Here is a 23,465-nt window from a genome sequence, read left to right on the forward strand (position 1 = left end):
TCAATGAGACGGCACGGAACACGTTGTGTCGAAGAAAGAGTGATCGCGTGAATGGAACTTCGCACATGCGACAACGTTCCCGCTGTGGCAGTGCCGGTGCCATTGGGGATTCATCCATGATCGGTCACGAACAGGAGACGATGAGATGCGCATTGCGCAAATAGCTCCATTGACGGAGGCCGTGCCTCCGAAGCTCTACGGCGGCACTGAGCGGGTCGTCCATTGGTTGACCGAAGAGCTCGTTGCCCTCGGACACGACGTCACCCTGTTCGCCAGCGGCGATTCGCAGACCTCGGCGAAGCTCTCTCCGACATGGCCGAAAGCACTGCGCCTCGACGGCTCGGTGAGGGATCCGAACGCGCTGCACATGGTGATGCTCGAAAACGTGCGGCAGCAATGCGACGACGAACAGTTCGACATTCTGCACTTCCACCTCGACTACTACCCGTTCTCCCTGTTCCACCGGCAACCCACACCGTTCCTGACCACCTTGCACGGCAGGCTCGATCTTCCGGAGCACCAGCCGGTGTTCTCGGTCTTCAAGGATGTTCCCGTCGTCTCGATCTCGGACTCGCAGCGCCGGCCGGTGCCGAATGCGAACTGGGTGCGCACCGTGCTGCATGGACTGCCCGCAACGCTCCTGATTCCCAAGCCGGTGACGCCGAGCTATCTCGCCGTCCTCGGACGCATCGCCCCGGAAAAGGGTGTCGACCGTGCCATCAAGATCGCCATGCGCTGCGGGATTCCGCTGAAGATCGCGGCCAAGATCGATCGCGCCGACCAAGACTATTATGAGCAGACGATCCGTCCCTTGATCCACGGCAATCCGCTCGTCGAGTTCATCGGCGAGATCAGCGATCACGAGAAGCCGGAGTTCCTGTCCGGCGCGCTCGGCCTGCTGTTGCCGATCGATTGGCCGGAGCCGTTCGGCCTGGTGATGATCGAATCGATGGCCTGCGGCACGCCCGTGATCGCCTACAACCGCGGCTCGGTTCCCGAAGTGATCGACGACGGTGTGACCGGCTTCATCGTCGAGGACGAGCTCAGCGCGGTAGCGGCCGTCAGTCGCCTGCCCGAGCTGAGCCGCGCCCGCGTGCGCGCGCAGTTCGAGCGACGCTTCACCGCGCGCCGGATGGCGCTCGACTATCTCGCGGCCTATCGCAGCCTGATCGACATCGCTGCGCCGCGCATCCGGCTGGTCAGCAGCGCCGAATAGCATGAGGAGGCCGGGCAAGTTCGGCGAGCCCGGCCTCCGCCTCATCTCAGGTGACGGCAGCCCGCTTCGGCTCGACGATCTCGAACATACGCGGGAACTCGTCCATCAGCGACATCAGCTCGGCCAGCCGCATCGGATTGCCCGCGAAGCTGATCTTCCCGGCGGCGACCGCTTCCGGAAAGCTCGTGGCCTTGGCAATGACCGCATCGAGCGTCGAACGCGCCAGCGTGAACCCCGCATCGGCGGTCGACGCCTGCACGCCGACCGCATAGGTCAGCGCACAATTCTGCAAGGTGAGCACGAAGCGCTCGCCGGTGTCGGTGAACGTCCAGTTCAGCACGATATGCTTGCCCTCCGCCTTGGGCCCGTTCAGCCTGACCCCGAGCACGTCCCATAGCTGCTCGGTGCGCAGCGCCGCCAGCGTCTCGCGCGGCAGGCCGGGCCGAGCCGGAACCTCCGGCATACCCTGGCGCAGCTCCTGCGCGCCGAACAGATAGGCATTGCGCCAGGTCGCACTCTCGGCGGCATAGCCGAGCTGCTCCAGCGTGTCGGCCAGCAGCGCGCGCGCCTCGGCATTGTCCGGCTCGGCGAAGACGAGATGACCCACGACCTGCGCGACGAAGCGGAATTCGCCGTTGGCAAAGTCCGCGCGCGCCCGCGCCAGCAGCGCCTCTGTCCCGCCCATATAGGAGACGTATTTCCGGCCGGCCTCGACCGGCGGCAGCGGATCGAGATTGACCGGATTGGCATCATACCAGCCGAGATATTTCTGGTAGATCGCCTTTACGTTGTGGCGGATGTGGCCGTAATAGCCGCGCGCATGCCATGCCCCTTCGAGGCTCCGGGGCAGCCTGATCTGCTCGGCGATCTCACTTGCGGTCAGGCCATGATTCATCAGCCGCACGGTCTGGTCGTGGGCAAATTTGTAGAGATCGCGCTGTTCGCGGATCATGCCGTCGACACGGCTCGCGCCCCATATCGGCCAATGATGCTGGCCGCACATCACCTCCGCCTTGCCGCCCCACAGTTGCAGCGCCTCGCCGAGATATTTCGACCACGCCAGCGCATCGCGCACGTCGGCGCCGCGAAACGGCAGCAGGTTGTGGAAGTTGTGCGTGCAGTTCTCGGCGAGGTTCAACAGGCGATAGCGCGGCACGAAGAAATGCATCTCCGCCGGCGCCTCGCTGTTCGGCGCCATCTGGAATTCGAAGGTGAGACCGTCGATGACCCGGGTGTCCCCGGTCGCCATGATCAGGTCGGTCGGCCGCAGCAGCGCAACGGCTCCCGCCGCCATGGTCTTGCCGAGCCCACAATCGACATGGCCCTTCGGCCCCTTCGCGAGCAGCGGCCCGAACTGATATTGCGCCCGGCGCAGCATCGCAGGGCCGGCGATGATGTTCTCGGAGACCGCATGCTCGATGAACAGGTTCGGCGCGATCAGCGGCACGCGGCCGCTGGCCATCGCGTCGTCGTCGACCACGCCGCGCGCGCCGCCCCAATGATCGGTGTGGGTATGCGTGAACATCACCGCCGTGACCGGCCTGACGCCGCGGTGCTGGTAGTACAGCTCCAATGCGGCCTGCGCGCCCTCGATCGAGGTCAGCGTGTCGACCACGATCACGCCGGTGTCCCCCTCGATCAGCGTCATGTTGGCGATGTCGAGCCCACGCACCTGGTAGACGCCGGGCACGACCTCGAACAGGCCGTGATGCATGTTGAGCTTCGCCTGCCGCCACAGGCTGGGATTGACGGTCGGCGGCGCCTGCTCCGCGTCAAGGAAGTAGTAAGGCGCGAGGCTCCAGACGGTGCGCCCCTGCGCCGTCGTCACCTTGGCCTGATCGATCGTGCCGAGAAAGCCGCGGGCGGCATCATCGAAATCGGCGGTGTCGCCGAACGGCAGCGCCTCCAGCACGGCCTGCTGCGCTGCGCTCACGGCCGCGCTGGCCTCCTTCGGATCCTTGGTGCCATCTCCGCTGACCGGCGCGCTCATGACTGTTTCCTCCGCAACGACGTTGGCACGATGCTAGTGCGCGGGATCGCGGAGCGCAAATCGTGGGCCGCAGAACAGCCCCTCAGAGCACGTGATCGACGGCCTCGTCGATGGCGGCATAGACCGTCTCGACATCCCCGGCGGTGACGCAGTAAGGCGGCATGACGTAGATGGTGTGGCCAAGCGGACGCAGCAGGACGTCGCTGTCGCGGAAGAAGGCCTGCAGCTTCGGGCCGACCTCGGCGAGGTAGCCCGGCTCGTCGGCATGGAGATCGAGCGCGGTGATGGTACCGCAGCGCCGCAGGTCGGAAAATCGCTCGTCGTAACGCAGGCGGTCGAGGCAGCGCTCCTGCGCGGCCGCGACGGCGGCGACCCGGGCCCGCGTCTGCGGCTGCCGCCACAGCTCGAGATTGGCGCTCGCTGCCGCGCAGGCGATGGGATTGGCGGTGTAGGAACTGGAGTGAAAGAACGTGCAGGCGCGGTCGGTCGAATAGTGCGCCTCGTAGATAGCGGGACTGCACAGCGTGACCGCAAGCGGCATCGCGCCTCCAGTCAGTCCTTTGGCGTAGCAGGCGATATCGGGGGCGATGTCCGCCTGCTCGCAGGCGAACAACGTGCCGGTGCGGCCCCAGCCGGTCATCACCTCGTCGGCGATGAACAGCACGCCGAACGCCTTGCAGATCCGGTGCATCTCGCGCAGCACCTCGGCCGGATACATCAGCATGCCGCCGGCGCCGAGCACCAGGGGCTCGACGATGAAGGCGGCCGGCCGGTCCTTCTCGCAAATTGTAGCGAGCGCATCCAGAGTCGCCTGTTCCCGGCCCTGCACTGGAAACGGGACGACGGCGACGTCGAACAGCAGCGGCTCATAGGCCGCATTGAACACGCCGCGCGCGCCGACCGACATCGCGCCGATGGTGTCGCCGTGATAGGAATGCTGCATCACCACGATGCGCGAGCGCGGCTCGCCGATGTTCTTGAAGTAGCCGAGCGCCATCTTCAGCGCGACCTCCACGCTGGTGGCGCCGCTGTCAGAGAAGAACACGTGCGTGAGGCTCGGCGGCACCAGCGCGAGCAGCCCGGCGGCCACCTGCTCGGCCGGCTCGTGGCTATGTCCGGCGAAGATGACCTGATCCAGCCGCTCGGCCTGGTCCTGGATCGCGCGCACGATATGCGGATGGCAATGGCCGTGCGTGACCACCCACCACGACGCGATCGCGTCGATGATCCGCCTGCCGTCGGCGGTGAAGAGATAGGCGCCCTCGCCGCGCGCGACCGCCGTCATCTCGGGCTGGAGCGCATGCTGCGTGAAGGGATGCCAGATCGGCGAGGTTGCCTTGCGCATCATGGTTCGAAATCCGTGCGCTGGAATTGGGTGGCGAACACGTGCTGCAGCGATCGCGCCGTCAGCGGCGTGACCCAGGGCAACCGGCCAAGGCGCCTCACCTCGCCGAGCCGGCAGATCGTATCTTCGTTGTCGTCGTGGCCGTCGCCGATGAAGGCGATGCCGAGCACGTCGATGCCACGACTGCGCAGCGCCGCCAGCGACAGCAGCGAGTGATTGATCGTGCCGAGACTGGTGCGCGCGCAGAGCACGACCGGCAGCTGCCATCGCGCGAAGACATCGAGATAGAGCGTTCCGGAATCGAGCGGCACCATGACGCCGCCGGCTCCCTCGATCACGACAGGCCGGCCGGCGGCCCGCGGAGGACGGAGGCGGAGCGGATCGATGCTGATGCCTGCGAGGCGCGCCGCGCGATCCGGCGAGGCCGGCTCGGCCAGCCGATAGGCTTCGGGCAGCACGCGATCGTCGGCGAGCTCGGCGAGCCGCTGGACGCAGCAGGAGTCCGTCTCCTCGGCAAGGCCGGCCTGGACCGGCTTCCAATAGCAGGCCCCGAGCAGCGCCGTGAGGCCGGCGGCGAACACCGTCTTGCCGATCCCGGTGTCGGTCCCGGTGACCACGATGCGCAGCGTCATGGCCGCGGCCTTCCGATCTCATCGGCGAGCGCGTCGAGCAGCGCCGCGATGGCCGGCTCGTCGATGTTCAAGGTCAGCGACAGCCTGAGCCGCGCCGTGCCCGGCGGCACCGTCGGCGGGCGGATGCCGCGGACGTCGAAGCCCCACGCCTGCAGCGCGGCAGCCAGGCTCATCGCGCGCGCATTGTCGCCGACGACGCAGGGAATGATCTGCGACGGCGACCAGCTTTCACCGAAGCGCGCGGCGATCGCGCCATGGGCGAAGGCAACGAGCTGCGCCAGCCTCCGCTGCCGCTCCGGCTCTTCCCGCAGGATCGCAAGCGCCTCCATCACCGCCACCGCCATCAGCGGCGACGGCGCCGTGCTGAAGACGAAAGGCCGGCAGCGATTGATCAGCGTGTCGCGCAGCACGCGGCTTGCGGTGACCAGCGCACCGGCTGCGCCCAACGCTTTGCCGCAGGTGTGAACGGTCACGACGCTCTCGCGTCCCTCGTAGGCTGCGGCCAGACCGCGGCCCTGCGCGCCGTGGACCCCGGTCGCATGGGCCTCGTCGATCAGCAGAAAGGCATCGTGGCGTTCGGCGATCGCGATCAAATCCGCCAGCGGCGCGAGATCGCCATCCATGCTGTAGAGGCTTTCGACGACGATCCAGGGCCGGCCCACCCCGCCGCCCCTGCGCCAGATCAGGATCGCGTCCTCGGCCGACTGGGCGTTGTTGTGGATGAACTGGCACGTCTCGGCACGGCCGGCGCGCGCGCCTTCATGGGTGCTGGCATGAACCAGCGCATCGAGCACCAGCAGGTCGTCGCGCTGCGGCAGCGTGGTGAGCACGGCGAAGTTCGCCATGTAGCCGGAGCCGAAGAACAGCGCGCTCTCGGCACCGAAGAAGCGCGCCGCGTCCGCCTCGAGCCGTTCGTGCTCCTCGCAATTGCCACGCAGCAGGCGCGAGCCGCCGGCGCCGACCGGCGTGCCGGCCTCCATGGCCGCGGCGACCGCGCGCTTCATCCGCGGAGCCTGTGCGAGACCGAGATAGTCGTTGGAGGAGAAATCGAGACCGGCCCGTGGACTGAGGCGCCGCAACCGGTCATCGGCCGCGAGTCTCTGCAGACCGTCGGAATAGATCGCCAATCTGTCGGACGACATGGGCATGGCTCCGCTCTCTTTCGGTCAGCCGCGGACGTGGACCGGCACGACAAGGCAGTTCCGTGGGCGCCGTCGCGCCGAGATCGCGCTGAGGGTTGAATCAGGCCGGGGACGAAGCCTCCGCGCCCTCGCCGGCGGCGATCGGCGCGCCCGGGCGCGCCAACAGCGACGATGTCATGCCGAGCCGTGCGAGCAGATCGGCATCGCGGTCGCGTTGCGGATTGGCCGTGGTCAGCAGCACGTCGCCGATGAAGATGGAATTGGCGCCGGCGAGCAGGCACAGGGTCTGCAGCTCGTCGCTCATATATTGCCGGCCCGCGGACAGCCGCACCACGCTGGCCGGCATCATGATCCTGGACACCGCGATCAATCGCACGAGCGCAATCGGATCGGGCCGCGCGGCCGTAGCGTTGACCGGCACGCCCTTGACCTCGTTCCACATGTTGATCGGCACGCTGTCGGGATGCTCAGCGAGATTGGCCAGCAGCACCAGCATGCCGAGCCGATCATCGACCTCCTCGCCCATGCCGATGATGCCGCCGCAGCACACCTTGATGCCGGCCTGCCGCACATGCGCGAGCGTGTCGATGCGGTCCTGCAGCGTGCGCGTGGTGATGATGCGGTCGTAGAATTCGGGCGAGGTGTCGACATTGTGGTTGTAGAAGTCGAGCCCGGCCTCTCTCAGCCGCTGCGCCTGCGGCGGGGTCAGCATGCCCAGCGTGACGCAGGTCTCCATGCCGAGACCCTTCACCGCGCTGACCATGTCGCAGACCTGATCGAGGTCGCGGTCCTTCGGACTGCGCCAGGCGGCGGCCATGCAGAAGCGCTCGGCCCCGGCGGCCTTCGCGCGCCGCGCGGTGGCGACCACCTCGTCGCGGTCCATCAGCTTGGTCGCCTTGAGCCCAGTGTCGTAATGCGCGCTCTGCGAGCAGTAGCCACAATCCTCCGGGCAGCCGCCGGTCTTGATGCTGAGCAGGCTCGCTGTCTCGACGCGGGTGGGATCGAACTGCCGGCGATGCGCCGACTGCGCCAGGAACATCAGGTCCGGAAGTGGCAGGCGATAGAGCGCCTCGGCCTCGTCTCTGGTCCAGTCATGACGGATGGCATTGCCAACCGCCATTCGATCAGGGCCCGCGCCGCTTTGATCCGCCATGCTCGCTCCACGCCAAATTATAGATTATCATAGACATTATCTATGATTTCTCTGTATTCGAGCACCGTATCGGACGAGAGCTTCCGCTGCATCGGTTTTTTCGATAGATAATCTATGACTATGCCGGACGAGAATCTCACCACCGCTCAGCGGATCGCCGAAGCGATCACCGATCGCATCGTCAGCGGTGCGCTGCCGCCCGACGCGCCGTTGCGGCAGGACCACGTCGCGCGCGAGTTCAACTCCAGCCACGTGCCGGTGCGCGAGGCATTTCGGCAGCTCGAGGCGCTCTATCTCGTGGTCGCCGCGCCGCGACGCGGCGTACGCGTGGCACCGCTCGATGCGAAGTCGACCAGGGAGATCGTCGAGATGCGCACAGCGCTCGAGGTGATCGCGCTGCGCAATGCCGCGCCGCGCTATACGCCGGCGCATCTCGCCGCGATCGAGCTGGCGCTGATCGAGGCCGACAATGCCGAGACCATCCAGGAGTTCGAGACCGCGAACCGCGCCTTCCACCGCGCGCTGGTCGCGCCCTGCGCGATGCCGCGGCTGCTGGCGAGCCTCGACGGACTACGCCTCGCGAATTCGCGCCTCGTGCTGGCGATGGCCCGCAATGCCGGCTGGCGTCCGCGCACCAACCAGGATCACCGGCTGATCCTGCAGGCCCTGCGCGCCCGCCAGATCGGCCACGCCTGCGAGCTCCTGACGCGGCACAACCAGACGATCGAGCGGCTGGCAAGGCCGGGCGTGTAGCCGGCTTCAACCCGTTCCTTGCGACCGGGCGCATACCGCCATGCGCCCGCGACGGCTGGGGCGCTCGCCTGCTCCCGTGTACATGCTGATCCGGACGCGCCCCGCGAACCGAAGGTCTCCAAAGGTCTCCATGTCCAACCGCCACCACGCTTCGAGGCTCGCCGGCGACGGCACCGCCGACGGCCTGCCGCCGGGCCAGCGTCCCTGGGCGATCGCGGCGATCTTCACCGCGCTGTCGATGGCCTCGCTCGACGTCGCCATCGCCAACATCGCGCTGCCGTCGATCTCGGCCGATCTCCACGTCTCCCCGGCCGAGGTGGTCTGGGTGGTCAACATCTACCAGATCGCGCTGGTGGCGACCTTGCTGCCGCTCGGCGCGCTCGGCGAGATCGTCGGCCATCAGCGCATCTATCTCGGCGGCCTCCTGCTGTTCACGCTGGCCTCGGTCGGCTGCGCGCTGGCGTGGTCGCTGCCGACCCTGGTCGTTGCCCGCGCGTTGCAGGGCCTCGGCGCCAGCGGCATCATGAGCGTCAACACCGCGCTGGTGCGCTACGTCTATCCTGGAAAAATGCTCGGCCGCGGCCTCGGCCACAACGCGCTCGTGGTCGGCATCTCCTTCACCTTCGGCCCGACCATTGCGTCCGCCATTCTCTCGCTCGGCTCCTGGCCTTGGCTGTTTGCGATCAACCTCCCCTTCGGCCTGATCGCCATCGCGATCGGCATGAAGATGCTGCCGCGCACGCCGCGCGCCGAGCATGGCTTCGACTTTCTCGGCGCCGGGCTCGCTGCGCTCTGCCTCGGCCTGTTCATCACCGGCATCGGCAGCGCCGCGCATGGCGCGACGCCGGCCATGGTGGTGGCAGAGCTTGTCGGCGCGCTCGTGCTCGGCGTCATCCTGACCCGCCGCCAGGCCGACCACCCGGCGCCGATGCTGCCGATCGACCTGTTCCGCCGCGGGGTTTTCGCGCTGTCGGCGGCGACCGCGGTTTGCTCCTTCTCGGTGCAGGGCCTCGGCTTCGTGTCGCTGCCGTTCTATTTCGAGGACATTCTCCAGCGTTCGCAGGTCGAGACCGGGTTCTTCATGACCCCCTGGCCGCTCGCGGTCACGATCATGGCCCCGATCGCCGGGCGGCTGTCGGACCGTTTTCCCGCCGGCCTGCTTGGCGGCATCGGCCTGGTGATGCTCGGATCCGGCATGGCGCTGCTCGCCATGCTGCCCGAGAACCCGAGCATCGCCAACATCGTCTGGCGCATGCTGATCTGCGGCATCGGGTTCGGCTTCTTCCAGGCGCCGAACATGAAGGCTATCATGTCAAGCGCCCCGCCCCATCGCAGCGGCGGCGCCAGCGGCATCGTCGCCACGGCCCGGTTGACCGGTCAGACCACCGGCGCGGCGCTGGCCGCCTTGTGCTTCAGCCTTGCGGGGCACGACGGAGCCACCCTTGCCTTGGCCCTCGGCGCAGGTTTCGCCGCGCTGGGCAGCGTGATGAGCTTTCTGCGGCTGGCCGTAGCTCCGCCGCGCGGCCCATGAGCCGGAGCAACTACAACCCCGGCTCATCACAAATCTTCCCGCGCGGCAAACGCATATTCTTGATTTGAAGGATGCAAACGTTCGCGCCACATTGCCGCCCTCTGTTCAACTGGCGAGTTGAACGAAAGGGATCTGCGATGGCAAACCTCACGATCAACGGACAATCCTATACTCTGGACGTCGAGCCCGACACGCCGCTGCTGTGGGCGATCCGCGAGAACGCCGGACTGACCGGCACCAAATATGGCTGCGGCATTGCACAATGCGGCGCCTGCACCGTGCATCTCGACGGCGCGGCCGTGCGCTCCTGTGGCGTCACCGTCTCCGAGGCCCAGGGCAAGCAGATCACCACCATCGAGGGGCTCGCGAGCGACAACGGGCTGCACAAGGTGCAGCAGGCCTGGGTGGAGAACGACGTTCCGCAATGCGGCTACTGCCAGAGCGGCATGATCATGGCCGTCGCGGCACTGCTCAAGGACAATCCGAAGCCGAGCGATCAGGACATCAACGACGCCATCACCAACATCTGCCGCTGCGGAACCTTCGCGCAGGTGCGCGAGGCGATCCACGCCGCGGCCAACGCCTGAGGAGGACGGCATGAACCAGCATGTGACGCCGCGCCTCGACCGCCGGTCCTTCGTCATCGGCACCGCCGCGCTCGGCGGCGGCCTCGCCCTCGGCCTCGATATCCCCTTCGGCGGCCCGCAGGTGGTGCGCGCAGCCGATGGCTCACCCGAGGTCAATGCATGGGTCGTAGTCCGGCCCGACGACACCGTGGTGATCCGCATCGCCCGCTCGGAAATGGGCCAGGGCTCGCTGACCGGGCTCGCCCAGCTCGTCGCGGAGGAGCTTGCCTGCGACTGGAGCAAGGTCACGACCGAATATCCGACGCCCGGCCAGAACGTCGCCCGCAAGCGCGTGTGGGGCGATTTCTCCACCGGCGGCAGCCGCGGCATCCGCTCGTCGCAGGACTACGTCCGCAAGGGCGGTGCCGCCGCGCGCATGATGCTGATCCAGGCGGCCGCCGACGAATGGAAGGTTCCGGCGGCCGAATGCACCGCCGCCAACAGCGTCATCACCCACAAGGCGTCGGGCCGCACGACGACCTACGGCAAGGTGGCGGAAGCCGCCGCGAAGCTGACGCCGCCTGCCGACGTCAAGCTGAAGGATCCGAAGGACTGGACCCTGATCGGCAAGGGCGTGAGACGGCTCGACACCGCCGACAAGGTCACCGGCGCGATGATCTACGGCGCCGACATGAAGCTGCCGAACATGCTCAACGCCGCGATCAAGGACTGTCCGGTCACCGGCGGCAAGCTGAAGAGCTATGACGAGGCCAAGATCGCCGGCATGAAGGGCGTCAAGAAGGTGGTCGCGATCGATGGCACCGCCGTGGCCGTGGTCGCCGACACCTGGTGGCACGCGAAGACGGCGCTCGATGCGCTGCCGATCGTGTGGGACGAAGGCGAGAACGCCAAGGTCTCCTCGGCCTCGATCGCCAAATGGCTCGCGGAAGGATTGGAGTCCGGCCCCGCCTTTGTCGGCAACGAGAACGGCGACGCCAAGGCGGCGCTGGCGAGCGCCGTCAGGAAGGTCGAGGCCGTCTACAACTATCCCTATCAGAACCACGCCACGATGGAGCCGATGAACGCCACGGCGCTCTACACGCCCGAGCGATGCGAGGTGTGGTGCGGCACGCAGAACGGCGAGGCGGCGTTCGCCGCGGTTCTGGAAGCCTCAGGGCTGCCCGCCGACAAATGCGAGGTGCACAAGCTGATCCTCGGCGGCGGCTTCGGCCGGCGCGGCCAGACCGACTATGTCCGCCAGGCGGTGAAGATCGCCAAGGAGATGCCGGGCACGCCGATCAAGCTGTTGTGGTCGCGCGAGGAGGACATGACCCACGGCCGCTATCATCCGATCACGCAGTGCAAGCTGACCGGCGGCTTCGACGCGGACAACAATCTGACGGCGCTGCACATGCGCATCTCCGGCCAGTCGATCCTGTTCAGCCTGCGGCCCGACGCGCTGGTCAACGGCAAGGACCCCGCGACCTTCCAGGGGCTTGCGCCATCGGGCGAAGCCACGATCGGCTATTCCGTGCCGAATTTGCTGATCGAACACGCGATGCGCAACCCGCACATCAATCCGGGCTTCTGGCGCGGCGTCAACGTGAACCAGAACGCGATCTATCTCGAATGCTTCATGGACGAGCTCGCCGATGCGGCCGGGCAGGACCCGCTGGACTTCCGCCGCAAGCTGATGGCCGATCATCCCAAGCATCTCGCGGTGCTCAACGCTGTCGCGGAGAAGATCGGCTGGGGCACGCCGGCGCCGGACGGCGTGTCCCGTGGCCTCGCTCAACTGCACGGCTATGGCAGCTACGTCGCGGGTGCCGCTGAGATCTCGGTGATCGACGGCAGCAAGATCAAGATCCACCGCATCGTCGCCTCGACCGATCCCGGCTACGTCGTCAACCCGGCGCAGGTGGAGCGGCAGATCGCCGGCTCGTTCGTCTACGGCCTCTCGGCGCTGTTCTACGGCGGCTGCACCGTGAAGGACGGACGGATCGTCGAGACCAACTTCGACAGCTACAACTCGATGCGCATCGCCGAGATGCCGAAGGTGGAAGCGATCATGATCCCGAGCGGCGGGTTCTGGGGCGGCGTCGGCGAGCCGACCATCGGCGTCGCCGCGCCCGCCGTGCTGAATGCGTATTTTGCCGCCACCGGGAAGCGCATCCGCTCGTTGCCACTGCGCGACCAGAACATCACCTTCGCATGACCCGCGTGGCGGCGGCCGTTGGGACCAATGGCCGCCGCCGTGCTATTGCAATGATGATGACGATGTCCCGACAGCGCACGCGCAGAGAGGTCGGCGGCCTGATCGCGGCGTCAGTTGCCATGGTCGCCGCCCCTGCCGTGTTGCGCGCACAAGCGATGGCGCGCGTCGTCGTGATCGGCGGCGGCTTCGGCGGCGCCAGTTGCGCCCGCGCGCTGCGCCAAGCCGATGGCAAGCTCGACGTCACCCTGGTCGAGGCCAACACGACCTTCACGGCGTGTCCGCTCAGCAACGAGGTCATCGCCAGCCTGCGCGATATCGGTGCCCAGCAGTTCGGCTATGACAAGATCGCAGCCGAAGGCGTGAGCACTGTGCTGCGGGCGGCCACGGCGGTCGATGCGCCCGCCCACAAGGTCACGTTCGCCGACGGCAGCGCGCTGGCCTATGACCGCCTCGTGCTGGCGCCCGGCATCGACCTCGATTTCACGGCCCTGCAAGGCTACGACGAGGCCGCCTCCGCGGTCATGCCGCACGCTTACAAGGCCGGCGAGCAGACGCTGCTGCTGCGGACGCAGATCGAGGCGATGCCGGATGGCGGCACCGTCGCGATCGCCGTCCCGGCCAATCCGTCGCGCTGTCCGCCCGCGCCTTACGAACGCGCCAGCCTGATCGCGCATTATCTCAAGGCGCACAAGCCGAAGTCGAAGGTGCTGATCCTCGATGCCAAGGACAGCTTCTCGCAGCAGAAGCTGTTCGAGCAGGCGTGGCAGCAGCTCTACCCCGGCATGATCGAGCGCATTCCGCTGTCGCAGGGCGGCCGCGTCACCGGCGTCGAGATCGCCACGCGTACCGTCGTCACCGAGTTCGGCAATTACAATCCCGATGTGACCAACATCATCCCGCCGCAGAAGGCCGGCCGCATTGCCGCCCTCGCCGGCGCGGCCGACCGCACCGGCTGGTGCCCGATCGATGCCGCGACCTTCGCCTCGAAGCTCGTCCCCGACGTCCATGTCATCGGCGACGCCTGTCTCGGCGGCGGCATCCCGAAATCGGCCGGCGCCGCCCAGGCGCAGGGCAAGGCGTGCGCGGCCGTGATCGTGCGCGATCTGACGGGACGGCGGTCGGAGCCGCCGACGCTGACCGGCATCTGTTACAGCATCGTCGCGCCGGACGACGCGTTCTCGCTCGCCGGCATCTACCAGCCCAAGGGAGACATCTTCGCCGAGATCGAGGGCGGACGGGCCAGCCCGGTCGACGCATCGCGCGAGACGCGCGCGCGTGAGGCCGCCGCGGCGACGGCCTGGTTCAAGGCGCTGACCCACGATGCCTTCGGCTAGCCTTGTCATCGCCGCGCTCGTGGCCGCCCTGCCCGCCGCTGTCGCGGCGCAGACGCTCGCGCCCGCTACGATCACCGGCGACGGCATCGCCTCGTCCCTCACCGGACGGCCCGGCGACGCCACCCGCGGCCGCGCACTCGTCCTCGCGCGCAGCTCGACCTGCATCCTCTGTCACTCCGGCCCGTTTCCGGAAGCGCGCTTCCAGGGCGATCTCGCACCCAGCCTTGCCGGGGCCGGCAGCCGTTCGACGATCCCGCAGCTCCGCTTGCGGCTGGTCGATGCCTCCAGGCTCAATCCGGAAACGATCATGCCGTCCTATTATCGCATCGACGGGCTGACGCGCGTCGGTTCCGCCTGGCGCGACAAGCCGATCCTGTCGGCAGAGCAGATCGAAGACATCGTCGCCTATCTCGCGACCTTGCGCGAGTGAGCCCATATGACCGGCATGTTCGAACCGTCCCACATGTCCCGCCGCCACCTGCTGCAACTGGCGGGAACGCTGACCGCCGCGGGCGCGCTGCCGCTGATCACGGTCCGGCCTGCGCAGGCGACCCCGGCGATGCTGGCGTCCGCGATCCGCAACCTCGTCGGCGAGGCAAAGGTGAACGCCGGCAAGATCCGATTAGACATCCCGCCGCTGGTCGAGAACGGCAACACCGTGCCGATGACCGTCAGCGTCGATCACCCGATGACGCCTGACGATTTCGTCAAGAGCATCCACGTCTTCAACGAGAAGAACCCGCAGCCCAACGTCGCCAGCTTTCACCTGACAGCCAGCGCCGGCCGCGCCCAGGTCACGACGCGCATCCGGCTCGCCGACACCCAGAAGGTCGTGGCGATCGCAAGGCTCTCCGACGGCTCGTTCTGGTCGGCGAGCGTCGACGTCATCGTGACCTTGGCCGCCTGCACCGAGGAGATGCCGTGATGCCTGCCGCCCTCGTCAACGTTCCCGCCAAGGCCAAGCGCGGCGCCGTCATCGAGATCAAGACGCTGATGAGCCACGTCATGGAGCCGGGCTACCGCCGTACGGCCGCAGGCGAAGCCATCCCGCGCGACATCATCACCAGCTTCACCTGCCGCTTCAACGGCACCGAGATCTTTCGCGCCGATCTCTATCCGGCCATCGCGGCCAATCCGTTCCTGTCGTTCTTCACCACGGCTACCGAGAGCGGCCGCTTCGAGTTCGAATGGATCGGCGACAACGGGTTCGTCGCCACCACCGCCGCCGCGATCACGATCGAATGATGCGGTCTGCGTTTCTCACTGTCGTCACGGCAATCGTCCTGACCTTGCCCGTGCTTGCCGGCGAGATCGCTGAGTCCGAGCGCCGCTCCGGCTATGACTTCATGTCGTCGGACACCAGGGCGATGCAGGACGACGACACCGCCAATCCGGCGATGCTGTCGGTGCTCGACGGTGAGGCGCTGTGGACGACGAAGGCAGGCACGGCCAACAAGGCGTGCGGCGATTGTCATGGCCCGGTCGATGTCAGCATGAAGGGCGTCGCCGCGCGCTATCCCGCCTTCAATGCCGCCAGCGGTGCGCCGGTCGATCTCGGCCAGCGCGTCAATCTCTGCCGCAAACAGCACCAGGAGGCAGCGCCGTTCGCAGCAGAGAGCCGCGAGCTGCTGGCACTGACGGCGCTGATCGCGAAGCAATCGCGCGGGATGCCGATCACCGCTGGCGACGATCCGCGGCTCAAGCCCTTCATCGCGCGCGGTCGCGAACTGTTTTTTCAGCGGCAGGGCCAGCTCAATCTCGCCTGCACCAATTGTCACGATGACAATTGGAGCAAGCATCTCGCCGGCTCCGCGATCACGCAGGGACAGCCGACGGGCTATCCGATCTACCGGCTGGAATGGCAAGGCATGGGCTCGCTGCAGCGCCGCCTGCGCGGCTGCATGACCGGGGTGCGCGCCCAGGCTTACGATTTCGACGCCCCCGACATGATCGCGCTGGCGCTGTATCTGATGTCCCGGGCGCAAGGGATGCCGGTGGAGGCGCCGGCGGTGCGGCCGTGAGCGGGCAAGGTCTCGCGAGCTATCAGGCAGTCGTTCGAGCTTGCAGAACGCCGCTTACGAACGAGCCGTGCCATGGGTTACGCGTCGTGGCCGGCCATGACGGCATGGAGACCTCCGGCGACCCAATATGCTCAAGATCCTGCCTTCCGTCCCTTTCTCACCCCCGCCGCCGTCGGATCGATCGCGGCTAGAGGTCCGTCCGAGGCCTGCTTCATCAGGGGATCGGCGGCGATGAAGTCGATGAAGGTACGGACCTTGGCGGAGAGATATTTTCGGCTGGGATAGACCGCCATCAGCGGCGCTTTGATCGTCAGCATCTCCGGCAGCACCGTCTCGAGCCGGCCGCTGGCGAGGTCGTCGGCCATCAGCCAGCGCGGCAGCACCGCCATGCCCATGCCGGCGACAGCGGCGTGATGCAGGAGCGTCTCGTTGCCGCTGATCAGCACCTCGTTGAAGTTGACCGTCACCTCGCCCTCTCCGGTCGGCAGGATCATGGCCCGCAGCGGGTACAACGCGTATTTCAGCATTGCATGGCCATTGAGATCGGCCACCGCCTTCGGCCGCCCGGCGGCGGCGAGATAGCTCGGCGCGGCGACGAGCTGCATCAGCACCGGCGACAGCGGCCGCGCGATCAGCCCATCGCCGGGCGTGGCCGAGACGCGCAGCGCCAGATCAAACCCCTCGTCGACGAGATTGACCAGGCGTCCGCTGAGATCGAGATCGATCACCACGTCCGGATAGCGCGCGCGGTACGCCGCGAGCGTGCCGGCAAACAGCGGATTGGCGAACCATACCGGCGCGCTGACCTTCAGGGTGCCGCGCGGGATCACGGTCGCCTTGCTGACGACGGCCTCGACCTCGTCGAGAGACTCCAGCATCGGCCGCACCTGGTCGAAATAGACTTGGCCGGCCTCGGTCAGGCCGACCCGCCGGCTGGAGCGGTTGAGCAGCCGGGTCGAGAGCCGCTGCTCCAGCTGCATGACATGCTTGGAGGCCATCGCCGCCGAAAGCCCCAGGCGATCGGCGGCGGCCGCGAAGCTCTTGAGCTCCGCGACCTGGCAGAACACCCGAATACTGACCAGCGTATCCACTTATCATCAACCCATAGAAAATGATGACTTAACGAAAAGCATAATGATCAAACCAGAAGAAATTATCAATGTCGGGCACCTTTTCATTTGGAGCTCCGACGATGTCCAGCACCGCATCGACTACCGATCTCAGCCCACTCCAGCCCCCGCTGGCGCTGCGCATCGGCCTGTGGGTCGCCCAGACCCTGCTCTTCGCCCTGTTCTGCTTCGCCGGCGTCACCAAGGTCTTCACCCCGATCAAGGAACTCGCCCAGATGATGCCGTGGACCGGCGAATATTCGGTGGCCTTCGTCCGCACCATCGGCTTGATCGATCTGGCTGGCGGGCTCGGCATCCTGCTGCCGTCGCTGACCCGCATCATGCCGCGCCTGACCGTGCTGGCCGCAATCGGCTGTGCCACGCTGCAGGTGTTCGCGTTCGCCTTCCACATCTCCCGCGGCGAAGCGGCGGTCACGCCCCTGAACATCCTGCTGCTGGCGCTGTCGCTGTTCGTGCTGTGGGGCCGCAACGGCAAGGCGCCGATCGCGCCGCGCGGCTGATCCGAGCATCGCCGGCGCTGGCCATCCAGCGCCGGCGCATCGCGTGCTTTGAAGGAAGCCATGATGAGCGAACCGATCCCTGACGTGTCGCGCCGCGGCTTTCTCGCTGGCGCGACAGCCCTCGGCGCCCCAGCCCCCGCCGTCCCGGCCGTCGCCCAGCATCGCGCCGGCATTGTCGTGCTGATCGACCGCAACGACCCCCATGTGATGGGTCACGCCATCAGCTATTCCGGCAATCTGACGCGGCATTTCGCCAGTCTCGGACAGACCCCCGCGATCGAGGTCGTCGCCAACGGCACCGGCATCGACGTATTTCGCGCCGACAAATCTCCGCTCAAGGAGCCGCTCGCGGCGCTGCGGCAGATGTATCCGCATATCGGCTTCAGCATGTGCGCCTCGTCGAAGTCGATCGCGGAGAGCAAGGAGAACCTCACGATCCAGCTGATCGACGGCGCCAGGCTGGTGCCGTTCGGCATCGGCCGCGTCGTCGAGCTGCAGCGCAAAGGCTGGGCCTACGTCCATGGCTGAGGTTTTGAGCGCGCCCGCACGGCGCGATCTGCTGCTGGCGGCGGCCAGCCTGCTGCTGCTGACAAGCAGGCCTGCTTGCGCCGGCGCACAGGACCCGAGCCCGCCGGTGTTCCGCAGCGGCCGCACCCAGTTCATCGTCGAGCGGCCGCGCCGGGCGCTGCCGCCGTTGAAGCTGCAGGACATGGGCGGCAAGGACGTGACGCTCGCGCCCAAGCCCGGCCATGTCACGCTGGTCAATCTCTGGGCGAGCTGGTGCGCGGCGTGCAAGGTCGACCTGCCGACTTTGGCCGGGCTGGAGCGGATGCGGATTCCGGCGCTCGACGTCTGGACCATCTGCACCGACCGGCGCAACATCAAAAGCATCCGCCGCTATGCCGAGGCGATCGCGATGCCCCGCGCCTCCTACGCCGATCCGCATGCGCAAGCGACCAATCCGGCCAATGCCGATGCCTCGATCTTCGCGACGCCGGCGATGCCGATCACCTATCTGATCGGCACGACGGGATTGATCGAAGGCTATGTCACCGGGGCGGCCGAATGGCTGTCCGAGCCGGGCCAGGCGCTGCTGCGCTATTATCTCGATCAGCCGGGCGCGTGAAAATCATCACCGGCGGCCATGCCGCCGGTTGTCGTTCTCGTTGAAAAGATACCTATTCTGCCGGCGCCGCATGCATGTCGGCATGCGCCAGGTAGCTCTCGGACATGCCGAGCCGCCCCAGTGCAAACAATCCGCCTGCGACCACGAAATAGGCCAGCGCCACCGCCGGCGTGACGCCGAAGCCGCCACCGATGCCGACGGCCTCGCCATGCATGAAGCCGAAATAGGTCATGACGGCACCGGCAAGCGCGAAGGCCGCCGCCTTGGTGAAGTCGCGCTCGATCACGAACACGCCGATCGCGCCGAGCACGAGGCCGGCGAGGATCGAGCCCCCGCCCATCACTTCGAGCCCGTGATACAGCACGCCTTGCTGCGGCAGCGCCGCGATCGCAGCGGTCTTGACCGCATCGACCTTGTCGGCTGCGAGGCCGCCGACGCTCTGCGCCGCGGCCACCGTCGAGGCCAGCATGGTGTCGATCTGCAGCTTGGCCCAGGCGGCGAGATGCGGCGTGAAGGCGAGCACGATCGCCGGCGCGTGCTTGACCGGCGTGGTCTGGAACGCCTGCGCGCCGATCAGCATGCCGATGTAGAGCAGGATCGGCGAAATCGCGACCACCGGCACCAGCGCCAGCAGCACCGAGATGATGCCGAGCCAGGACAGCACGATCACCATCAGCCCGGTCGCTGCCGAATAGCCGATGCGGCCGCCCATCGCCTTCCAGCCGGGATGGCCGATATAGACGGCGTTGATGAAGGGGTTGCCCATCATGCAGCCGATCAGGCTGACGACGCCGTCGGCTGTCAGCACCCGCGTGGTCGGATATTCGTCGCCCGCGGCTTCCGCGCTCTCGACATTATCCATCGCCTCGACGAGGTCGTAGATGCCGAACGGAATCGCAGTCACCAGGATGATCCCGAGATATTCGAAGCCGGAGAACACCGTGCCGAACGCCGGCAGCGGCACCGAGAAGCCGAAGCTCGCAAAGGCGTCCCCGACGCCCTTGACGCTGAGCCCGCCGAGACCGAGGCCGAACAGGTTCGAGCCCCATGCGATGATCATGCCGACCGCGATCGCCACCAGGCCGGCCGGCAGCCCCTTCGGATATTTCACGCCGCCGAACCAGCTCACCAGAATGATCGCGAAGCAGACCAGCCCGATCTGCGGCGTCATGTACATCTCGAGCGCCGGCCGCATCGAGATGAAGGTGACCGAGACGCCGGCCAGCGTGCCGAGCAGCGCCGCCCGCGGCGTGATCTTGCGGATATAGGGCGCGACGAAGCCGCCGATCATCAGGATGAAGCTCTGGAAGAACACCCAGACGAGGCCGGCCGACCAGCCCTTCAGCGGATCGCCGGTCTTGAGCGTGATCGGCAGCATGATCACGAAGGTCACGATGAACATGTGCGGGACACTGACGCCCGAGGGCAGCGCGCAGACGTCGCTGCGTCCGGTCTTCTGCGCCAGGCGATAGGCAAGGAAGGCGTAGTACAGGGTCGACAGGCACATCATGAGGCCGAGCGCCGGCAGGATGCGGCCGAACACCAGGCTGTCCGGCATCTTCAGCACGAAGCGCAACAGTCCGGTGAGGACGAGCATGTTGACGAGGATGTTGGTGCCGAAACCGAAGAACGCGTTCCAGTCTCCGGGTGTCCAGAGCACCGGCTTGAAATCCGCTCTTACCGAGCTTGCCGTCCCGCTTCCGCTCATCGCCTTGCTCCCCTGTTGCTTGCAGCGACTACATGACCGAACTCATTCGTCTCGACTCGTCTCTCGGTTCATCTCTCAGTTCATGGCCTTCAGAACCGCGGCGGAGTCAGCGACCCAGCCGAAGATGCCGCCCTGGGCCTTGATCATCTTCAGGCCCATCTCGTGGAATTCCGGGAAGTAGGACGCGCAGCCGTCGGAGATGACGACGCAGCGATAGCCCCGGTCATTGGCCTCGCGCACGGTGGTGTTGACGCAGACCTCGGTGGTGACGCCGCACACCAGCAGGTTTTCGACGCCGTGATGCTTCAGCACGTCACCGAGTTCGGTGGCGTAGAAGGCGCCCTTCCCCGGCTTGTCGATCACGACCTCGCCGTCGACAGGATAGAGCGCGGGAATGATGTCGTGGCCGGCCTCGCCGCGGATGAGGATGCGCCCCATCGGACCGGGATCGCCGATGCGAAGCGACGGCGCGCCGCGCTCGACCTTGGCCGGCGGCGCGTCGGAGAGATCCGGCGCGTGCCCCTCGCGCGTATGGATCACCAGCATGCCGCTCTTGCGCGCCGCCGCCAGCACGTTGGCGATCGGCGCGACGGCGCGTGCAAGCTGCGAGACGTCGTTGCCCAGCGTCTCGCCGAACCCGCCCGGCTCCATGAAGTCGCGCTGCATGTCGATGATGACCAGCGCGGTCTTGAAGAGATCGAGCGTGATCGGCTCCGGCTCGGCCGTGATCGTAGCGGTTGCCGATGCAGATGAGTTCGCCATACCAGCCGCTTGCCTCTCCACGAGAATGCCTCGCAACAGACGAAGCAAGCGCTATGCCATTGTGTACAATCCCCGGCATCGCCGCAGGCCGGACGAAGTCCGAACTCATTCAATGACTTGAAAGGGCAGCTGACAACGGGGCGGTCGCCGGGCCGCGGGCTTCGCGAAGGCAGCGGCTCATTTCCTGGGCAGTCGATGCATGCAGCGCTCGCGCTGCGGCGCGTCCATGCGCCATTGGGTGCCCGACTCGGGAAGAACCCGCGCCGGCGGGCTAAGGTGCCGTTCCAGGCTCGCTGGACTTCTGCGATCGGCCCGAGGCCGGCGTTTCGAGAAACGTCCACCGATCTCTGCTTTTGACCCTTGACCGAGTTCGGTTCGTGGGCAGGCCGACGGCATCGGCGCGGTGCTGACGAGGTGAGATATTTCGACTATCCTGATCAAGGCAGGGTCGGGCAGAGCCCACGAGAGGGAGATCGATGATCACAGTCAGAAGCGCTCTGGCCCAGAAGAGCGGCGCCCTGATCCATGTTCGTTCCGGCGACATGGTCGTCGAAGCCTTGCGCCAGATGCGCGACAATCGGGGCCGGTCGGTGCTGGTCATCGACGACGGCGTGCTGGTCGGCATCGTCACCCAAGGTGACTGCGCCATCAAGGTGCTGCTGCCCGGGTTCGATGCGAAGCAGACGCCGGTGAGCCAGGTAAATGACGCGCGACCCGGTGACGGTCAAGCCGGACCATCCGCTGGACGGTTGCATGGCGATGATGGCTCAGCGCAGCTTTCGCCATCTGCCCGCATTGGACGCGGGCAAGGTCGTGGGCGTGATCTCGATCGGAGACGTCGTCAAGAACATCATCCGGGATCTGGAGCACAACGTGGACGGCCTGATGGGCTACATCATGAAAGACGGTCCCGGGGGCTGACGAACGAACCGCGATACCGTCACCCCCACGTAGGTGTGCTTCTGACCCGAAGCGCCCACCCGTCCATGCGGACGGGCGCTTTACGCGACTGCGCCGCATCGCATTCTTGGTGATGAATTATCTTGCGTGTGATGACATCAGCTTATGAACGCGAGAATCCCCTTGTTGGCCGGCCTGTTCGTACTTCTATTGGCTTCGGCGTCTTTCTCATATGCGCAAACGGAAAGTGTCGGCGCTCAGGCAAGTGCGCTCGAAGCGTGGAAAAAGAAGATTGTCATACTGTTAGTTAGAAAGAGAACATTTCCGCCCGGGGCGGCCGGTCAAAGTGGCACGGCCAAGGTCAAGTTTGTCATCGATCGGCAGGGAAAACTGATTTCCAGAGAACTGGTGGAAAGCACCGGCTCCGCGTTACTCGATACGGCGGCCCTCAGTATGATTGAGCGAGCGGAGCCATTTCCGGAGCCGCCCGCAGAGTTGAGCGACGATAGCTTCGCCTTTACATTACCCATCAACTTTGCAGGCGGGAAGCAGTTGCCTTGGGCAGGCGGACATTGGCCTGCTGAGTGGGTCGACGAGCAGAAGAAGATTGACGCAAAAATTCGCGGCATCTGTCGTGGCTGCTAAGGCGTGACTGAAACTCACGCGCAGCAACACTGAAGCTGCGCCATCCTGCAGCGCTTAGGTCGGCTGATGGCACTCGAAGATTGGAAGAAGATCATCGCGGCGTCCGTAGCCGAACTTCTCAAGAAGCGCGGATTCCGAAAGAACGGGCTGCGCTTCTCGGCCGATCGCGGCGACGCGAAGCTCCTTGTCGAGTTCTAGAGCAGCCAAATGAGCGACAAGACCCGCCTATTGATCACGATCAACCTGAGCATACGGCTTGGCAAATTGGACCGCGACCCGAGCATCTTCCCAGGTGCTGGGCACTGGCGGAAGCGAATTGGTGAGTTTATGGACAAGCCGAGCGACTATTGGTGGACATGCCGAAATAGCGAGGACGCTGTTCAGGCGGGAAAGAGGATCGCGATGTTGCTTGAGACGGCCGCTCTGCCGGAGATGGAGCATCTCGCTTCTGCCGAGGCGCTGGCCGCCCTTTGGGCGTCAGGCCAGTCACCCGGCCTCACCCAAATGCAGAGGGACGGATACCTCGCGAAAGTGGCCGGCCAGCCAACCTGACCGGACCGATTCCTACTGCGCCGACAGATCGTGCCCCATATGGCGAAGAGCAAAATTTGAGCGCAAGGTCGGTTGTGGGCCTGTCCCGAACCCGGCAGGTCGCGCCAAGGATGTCCGCTCTCGGCCCGCACCGGAAGTCGGCAATCAGAGGGCCGATAGGCTGCTTATGACCCTGGCTGTGTGAAAACGCTGCGCGGCTGTTATGATTCTCCAGTGATTCTTTTGGGGGAATCGATGAGGCGCT

General features: G+C 66.3%; 25 protein-coding genes. 17 read left to right on the forward strand and 8 right to left on the reverse strand.

The window, feature by feature from the left end:
- The first annotated feature begins 145 nt into the window (after positions 1–145).
- Positions 146–1,216 (forward strand): glycosyltransferase family 4 protein, encoded by a 1,071-nt coding sequence (locus ACQR13_RS10605; protein ID WP_315754208.1) that lies wholly within the window; start codon positions 146–148, stop codon positions 1,214–1,216.
- Positions 1,217–1,262: 46 nt separating this feature from the next.
- On the opposite strand, the gene ACQR13_RS10610 is transcribed toward ACQR13_RS10605, so the two are convergent.
- The 5 genes from ACQR13_RS10610 to bioB form a co-directional block, all read right to left on the reverse strand.
- Positions 1,263–3,206, reverse strand: a complete 1,944-nt coding sequence (locus ACQR13_RS10610; RefSeq protein WP_315826425.1) for an alkyl/aryl-sulfatase — start codon at positions 3,204–3,206, stop codon at positions 1,263–1,265.
- A gap of 82 nt (positions 3,207–3,288) precedes the next feature.
- The gene (locus ACQR13_RS10615) at positions 3,289–4,554 is read right to left on the reverse strand and encodes an adenosylmethionine--8-amino-7-oxononanoate transaminase (protein ID WP_315754212.1); all 1,266 of its coding nucleotides are present in this window, start codon (positions 4,552–4,554) and stop codon (positions 3,289–3,291) included.
- A complete protein-coding gene (gene bioD, locus ACQR13_RS10620; protein WP_316170625.1) occupies positions 4,551–5,183 on the reverse strand; it encodes a dethiobiotin synthase in 633 nt (210 codons plus the stop codon). The genes ACQR13_RS10615 and bioD overlap by 4 nt, the downstream gene beginning before the upstream one ends.
- Positions 5,180–6,325, reverse strand: coding sequence for an 8-amino-7-oxononanoate synthase (locus tag ACQR13_RS10625; RefSeq protein WP_316170626.1), 1,146 nt, complete (start codon positions 6,323–6,325; stop codon positions 5,180–5,182). The genes bioD and ACQR13_RS10625 overlap by 4 nt, the downstream gene beginning before the upstream one ends.
- A gap of 100 nt (positions 6,326–6,425) precedes the next feature.
- The gene (gene bioB / locus ACQR13_RS10630) at positions 6,426–7,478 is read right to left on the reverse strand and encodes a biotin synthase BioB (protein ID WP_410051821.1); all 1,053 of its coding nucleotides are present in this window, start codon (positions 7,476–7,478) and stop codon (positions 6,426–6,428) included.
- 120 nt (positions 7,479–7,598) lie between these two features.
- On the opposite strand from bioB, the gene ACQR13_RS10635 reads away from it, so the two are divergent.
- From ACQR13_RS10635 to soxA, 9 genes are all read left to right on the forward strand, one after another.
- Positions 7,599–8,231 carry a GntR family transcriptional regulator gene (locus ACQR13_RS10635; RefSeq protein WP_315715813.1) on the forward strand — a complete coding sequence of 211 codons (633 nt, stop codon included), beginning with the start codon at positions 7,599–7,601 and terminating at the stop codon, positions 8,229–8,231.
- A gap of 130 nt (positions 8,232–8,361) precedes the next feature.
- A complete protein-coding gene (locus tag ACQR13_RS10640; RefSeq protein ID WP_315715686.1) occupies positions 8,362–9,762 on the forward strand; it encodes an MFS transporter in 1,401 nt (466 codons plus the stop codon).
- 137 nt (positions 9,763–9,899) lie between these two features.
- Positions 9,900–10,349, forward strand: a complete 450-nt coding sequence (locus ACQR13_RS10645) for a (2Fe-2S)-binding protein (protein WP_315715685.1) — start codon at positions 9,900–9,902, stop codon at positions 10,347–10,349.
- Positions 10,350–10,359: 10 nt separating this feature from the next.
- Positions 10,360–12,543: a xanthine dehydrogenase family protein molybdopterin-binding subunit gene (locus ACQR13_RS10650; protein ID WP_316186868.1), complete on the forward strand. Its 2,184-nt coding sequence runs from the start codon at positions 10,360–10,362 to the stop codon at positions 12,541–12,543.
- A gap of 56 nt (positions 12,544–12,599) precedes the next feature.
- Positions 12,600–13,877 carry an NAD(P)/FAD-dependent oxidoreductase gene (locus tag ACQR13_RS10655; RefSeq protein WP_316170627.1) on the forward strand — a complete coding sequence of 426 codons (1,278 nt, stop codon included), beginning with the start codon at positions 12,600–12,602 and terminating at the stop codon, positions 13,875–13,877.
- A complete protein-coding gene (gene soxX / locus ACQR13_RS10660; protein WP_315826431.1) occupies positions 13,864–14,307 on the forward strand; it encodes a sulfur oxidation c-type cytochrome SoxX in 444 nt (147 codons plus the stop codon). Before ACQR13_RS10655 ends, soxX begins: the two co-directional genes overlap by 14 nt.
- 6 nt (positions 14,308–14,313) lie before the next feature.
- The gene (locus ACQR13_RS10665; protein WP_316170628.1) at positions 14,314–14,802 is read left to right on the forward strand and encodes a SoxY-related AACIE arm protein; all 489 of its coding nucleotides are present in this window, start codon (positions 14,314–14,316) and stop codon (positions 14,800–14,802) included.
- Complete coding sequence (gene soxZ, locus ACQR13_RS10670) at positions 14,802–15,122, forward strand: thiosulfate oxidation carrier complex protein SoxZ (RefSeq protein WP_434862806.1); 321 nt, start codon at positions 14,802–14,804, stop codon at positions 15,120–15,122. The genes ACQR13_RS10665 and soxZ overlap by 1 nt, the downstream gene beginning before the upstream one ends.
- The gene (gene soxA / locus ACQR13_RS10675; protein WP_434862807.1) at positions 15,122–15,898 is read left to right on the forward strand and encodes a sulfur oxidation c-type cytochrome SoxA; all 777 of its coding nucleotides are present in this window, start codon (positions 15,122–15,124) and stop codon (positions 15,896–15,898) included. Before soxZ ends, soxA begins: the two co-directional genes overlap by 1 nt.
- Before the next feature lie 131 nt (positions 15,899–16,029).
- Here soxA and ACQR13_RS10680 read toward each other — a convergent pair whose 3' ends face one another.
- Positions 16,030–16,989: a LysR family transcriptional regulator gene (locus ACQR13_RS10680; RefSeq protein ID WP_316193901.1), complete on the reverse strand. Its 960-nt coding sequence runs from the start codon at positions 16,987–16,989 to the stop codon at positions 16,030–16,032.
- 101 nt (positions 16,990–17,090) lie between these two features.
- Between ACQR13_RS10680 and ACQR13_RS10685 the strand changes: the two genes are divergently transcribed.
- The 3 genes from ACQR13_RS10685 (at position 17,091) to ACQR13_RS10695 (ending at position 18,654) form a co-directional block, all read left to right on the forward strand.
- Complete coding sequence (locus ACQR13_RS10685; RefSeq protein WP_315715678.1) at positions 17,091–17,528, forward strand: DoxX family protein; 438 nt, start codon at positions 17,091–17,093, stop codon at positions 17,526–17,528.
- A 63-nt stretch (positions 17,529–17,591) separates the two neighbouring features.
- Positions 17,592–18,056, forward strand: coding sequence for a DsrE family protein (locus ACQR13_RS10690; RefSeq protein WP_012042917.1), 465 nt, complete (start codon positions 17,592–17,594; stop codon positions 18,054–18,056).
- 106 nt (positions 18,057–18,162) lie between these two features.
- Complete coding sequence (locus ACQR13_RS10695) at positions 18,163–18,654, forward strand: TlpA family protein disulfide reductase (RefSeq protein ID WP_316193927.1); 492 nt, start codon at positions 18,163–18,165, stop codon at positions 18,652–18,654.
- 52 nt (positions 18,655–18,706) lie between these two features.
- On the opposite strand, the gene ACQR13_RS10700 is transcribed toward ACQR13_RS10695, so the two are convergent.
- Both ACQR13_RS10700 and ACQR13_RS10705 read right to left on the reverse strand, forming a co-directional pair.
- A complete protein-coding gene (locus ACQR13_RS10700) occupies positions 18,707–20,362 on the reverse strand; it encodes a regulator (protein ID WP_316193900.1) in 1,656 nt (551 codons plus the stop codon).
- A 75-nt stretch (positions 20,363–20,437) separates the two neighbouring features.
- On the reverse strand, positions 20,438–21,124 hold the full coding sequence (locus tag ACQR13_RS10705; RefSeq protein ID WP_315715675.1) for a cysteine hydrolase family protein: 687 nt from the start codon (positions 21,122–21,124) through the stop codon (positions 20,438–20,440).
- A 702-nt stretch (positions 21,125–21,826) separates the two neighbouring features.
- Between ACQR13_RS10705 and ACQR13_RS10710 the strand changes: the two genes are divergently transcribed.
- From ACQR13_RS10710 to ACQR13_RS10725, 4 genes are all read left to right on the forward strand, one after another.
- Entirely contained in the window at positions 21,827–22,045 is a 219-nt protein-coding gene (locus tag ACQR13_RS10710) for a CBS domain-containing protein (RefSeq protein ID WP_315754236.1), read from the forward strand.
- A gap of 165 nt (positions 22,046–22,210) precedes the next feature.
- On the forward strand, positions 22,211–22,669 hold the full coding sequence (locus ACQR13_RS10715) for an energy transducer TonB family protein (RefSeq protein WP_315754238.1): 459 nt from the start codon (positions 22,211–22,213) through the stop codon (positions 22,667–22,669).
- Positions 22,670–22,735: 66 nt separating this feature from the next.
- A complete protein-coding gene (locus tag ACQR13_RS10720; RefSeq protein ID WP_315754240.1) occupies positions 22,736–22,867 on the forward strand; it encodes a hypothetical protein in 132 nt (43 codons plus the stop codon).
- Positions 22,868–22,876: 9 nt separating this feature from the next.
- Complete coding sequence (locus tag ACQR13_RS10725) at positions 22,877–23,221, forward strand: hypothetical protein (protein WP_315754242.1); 345 nt, start codon at positions 22,877–22,879, stop codon at positions 23,219–23,221.
- Positions 23,222–23,465: the final 244 nt, after the last annotated feature.

This window comes from Bradyrhizobium sp. HKCCYLRH3059, from assembly GCF_051168035.1.
Taxonomy (GTDB): domain Bacteria; phylum Pseudomonadota; class Alphaproteobacteria; order Rhizobiales; family Xanthobacteraceae; genus Bradyrhizobium.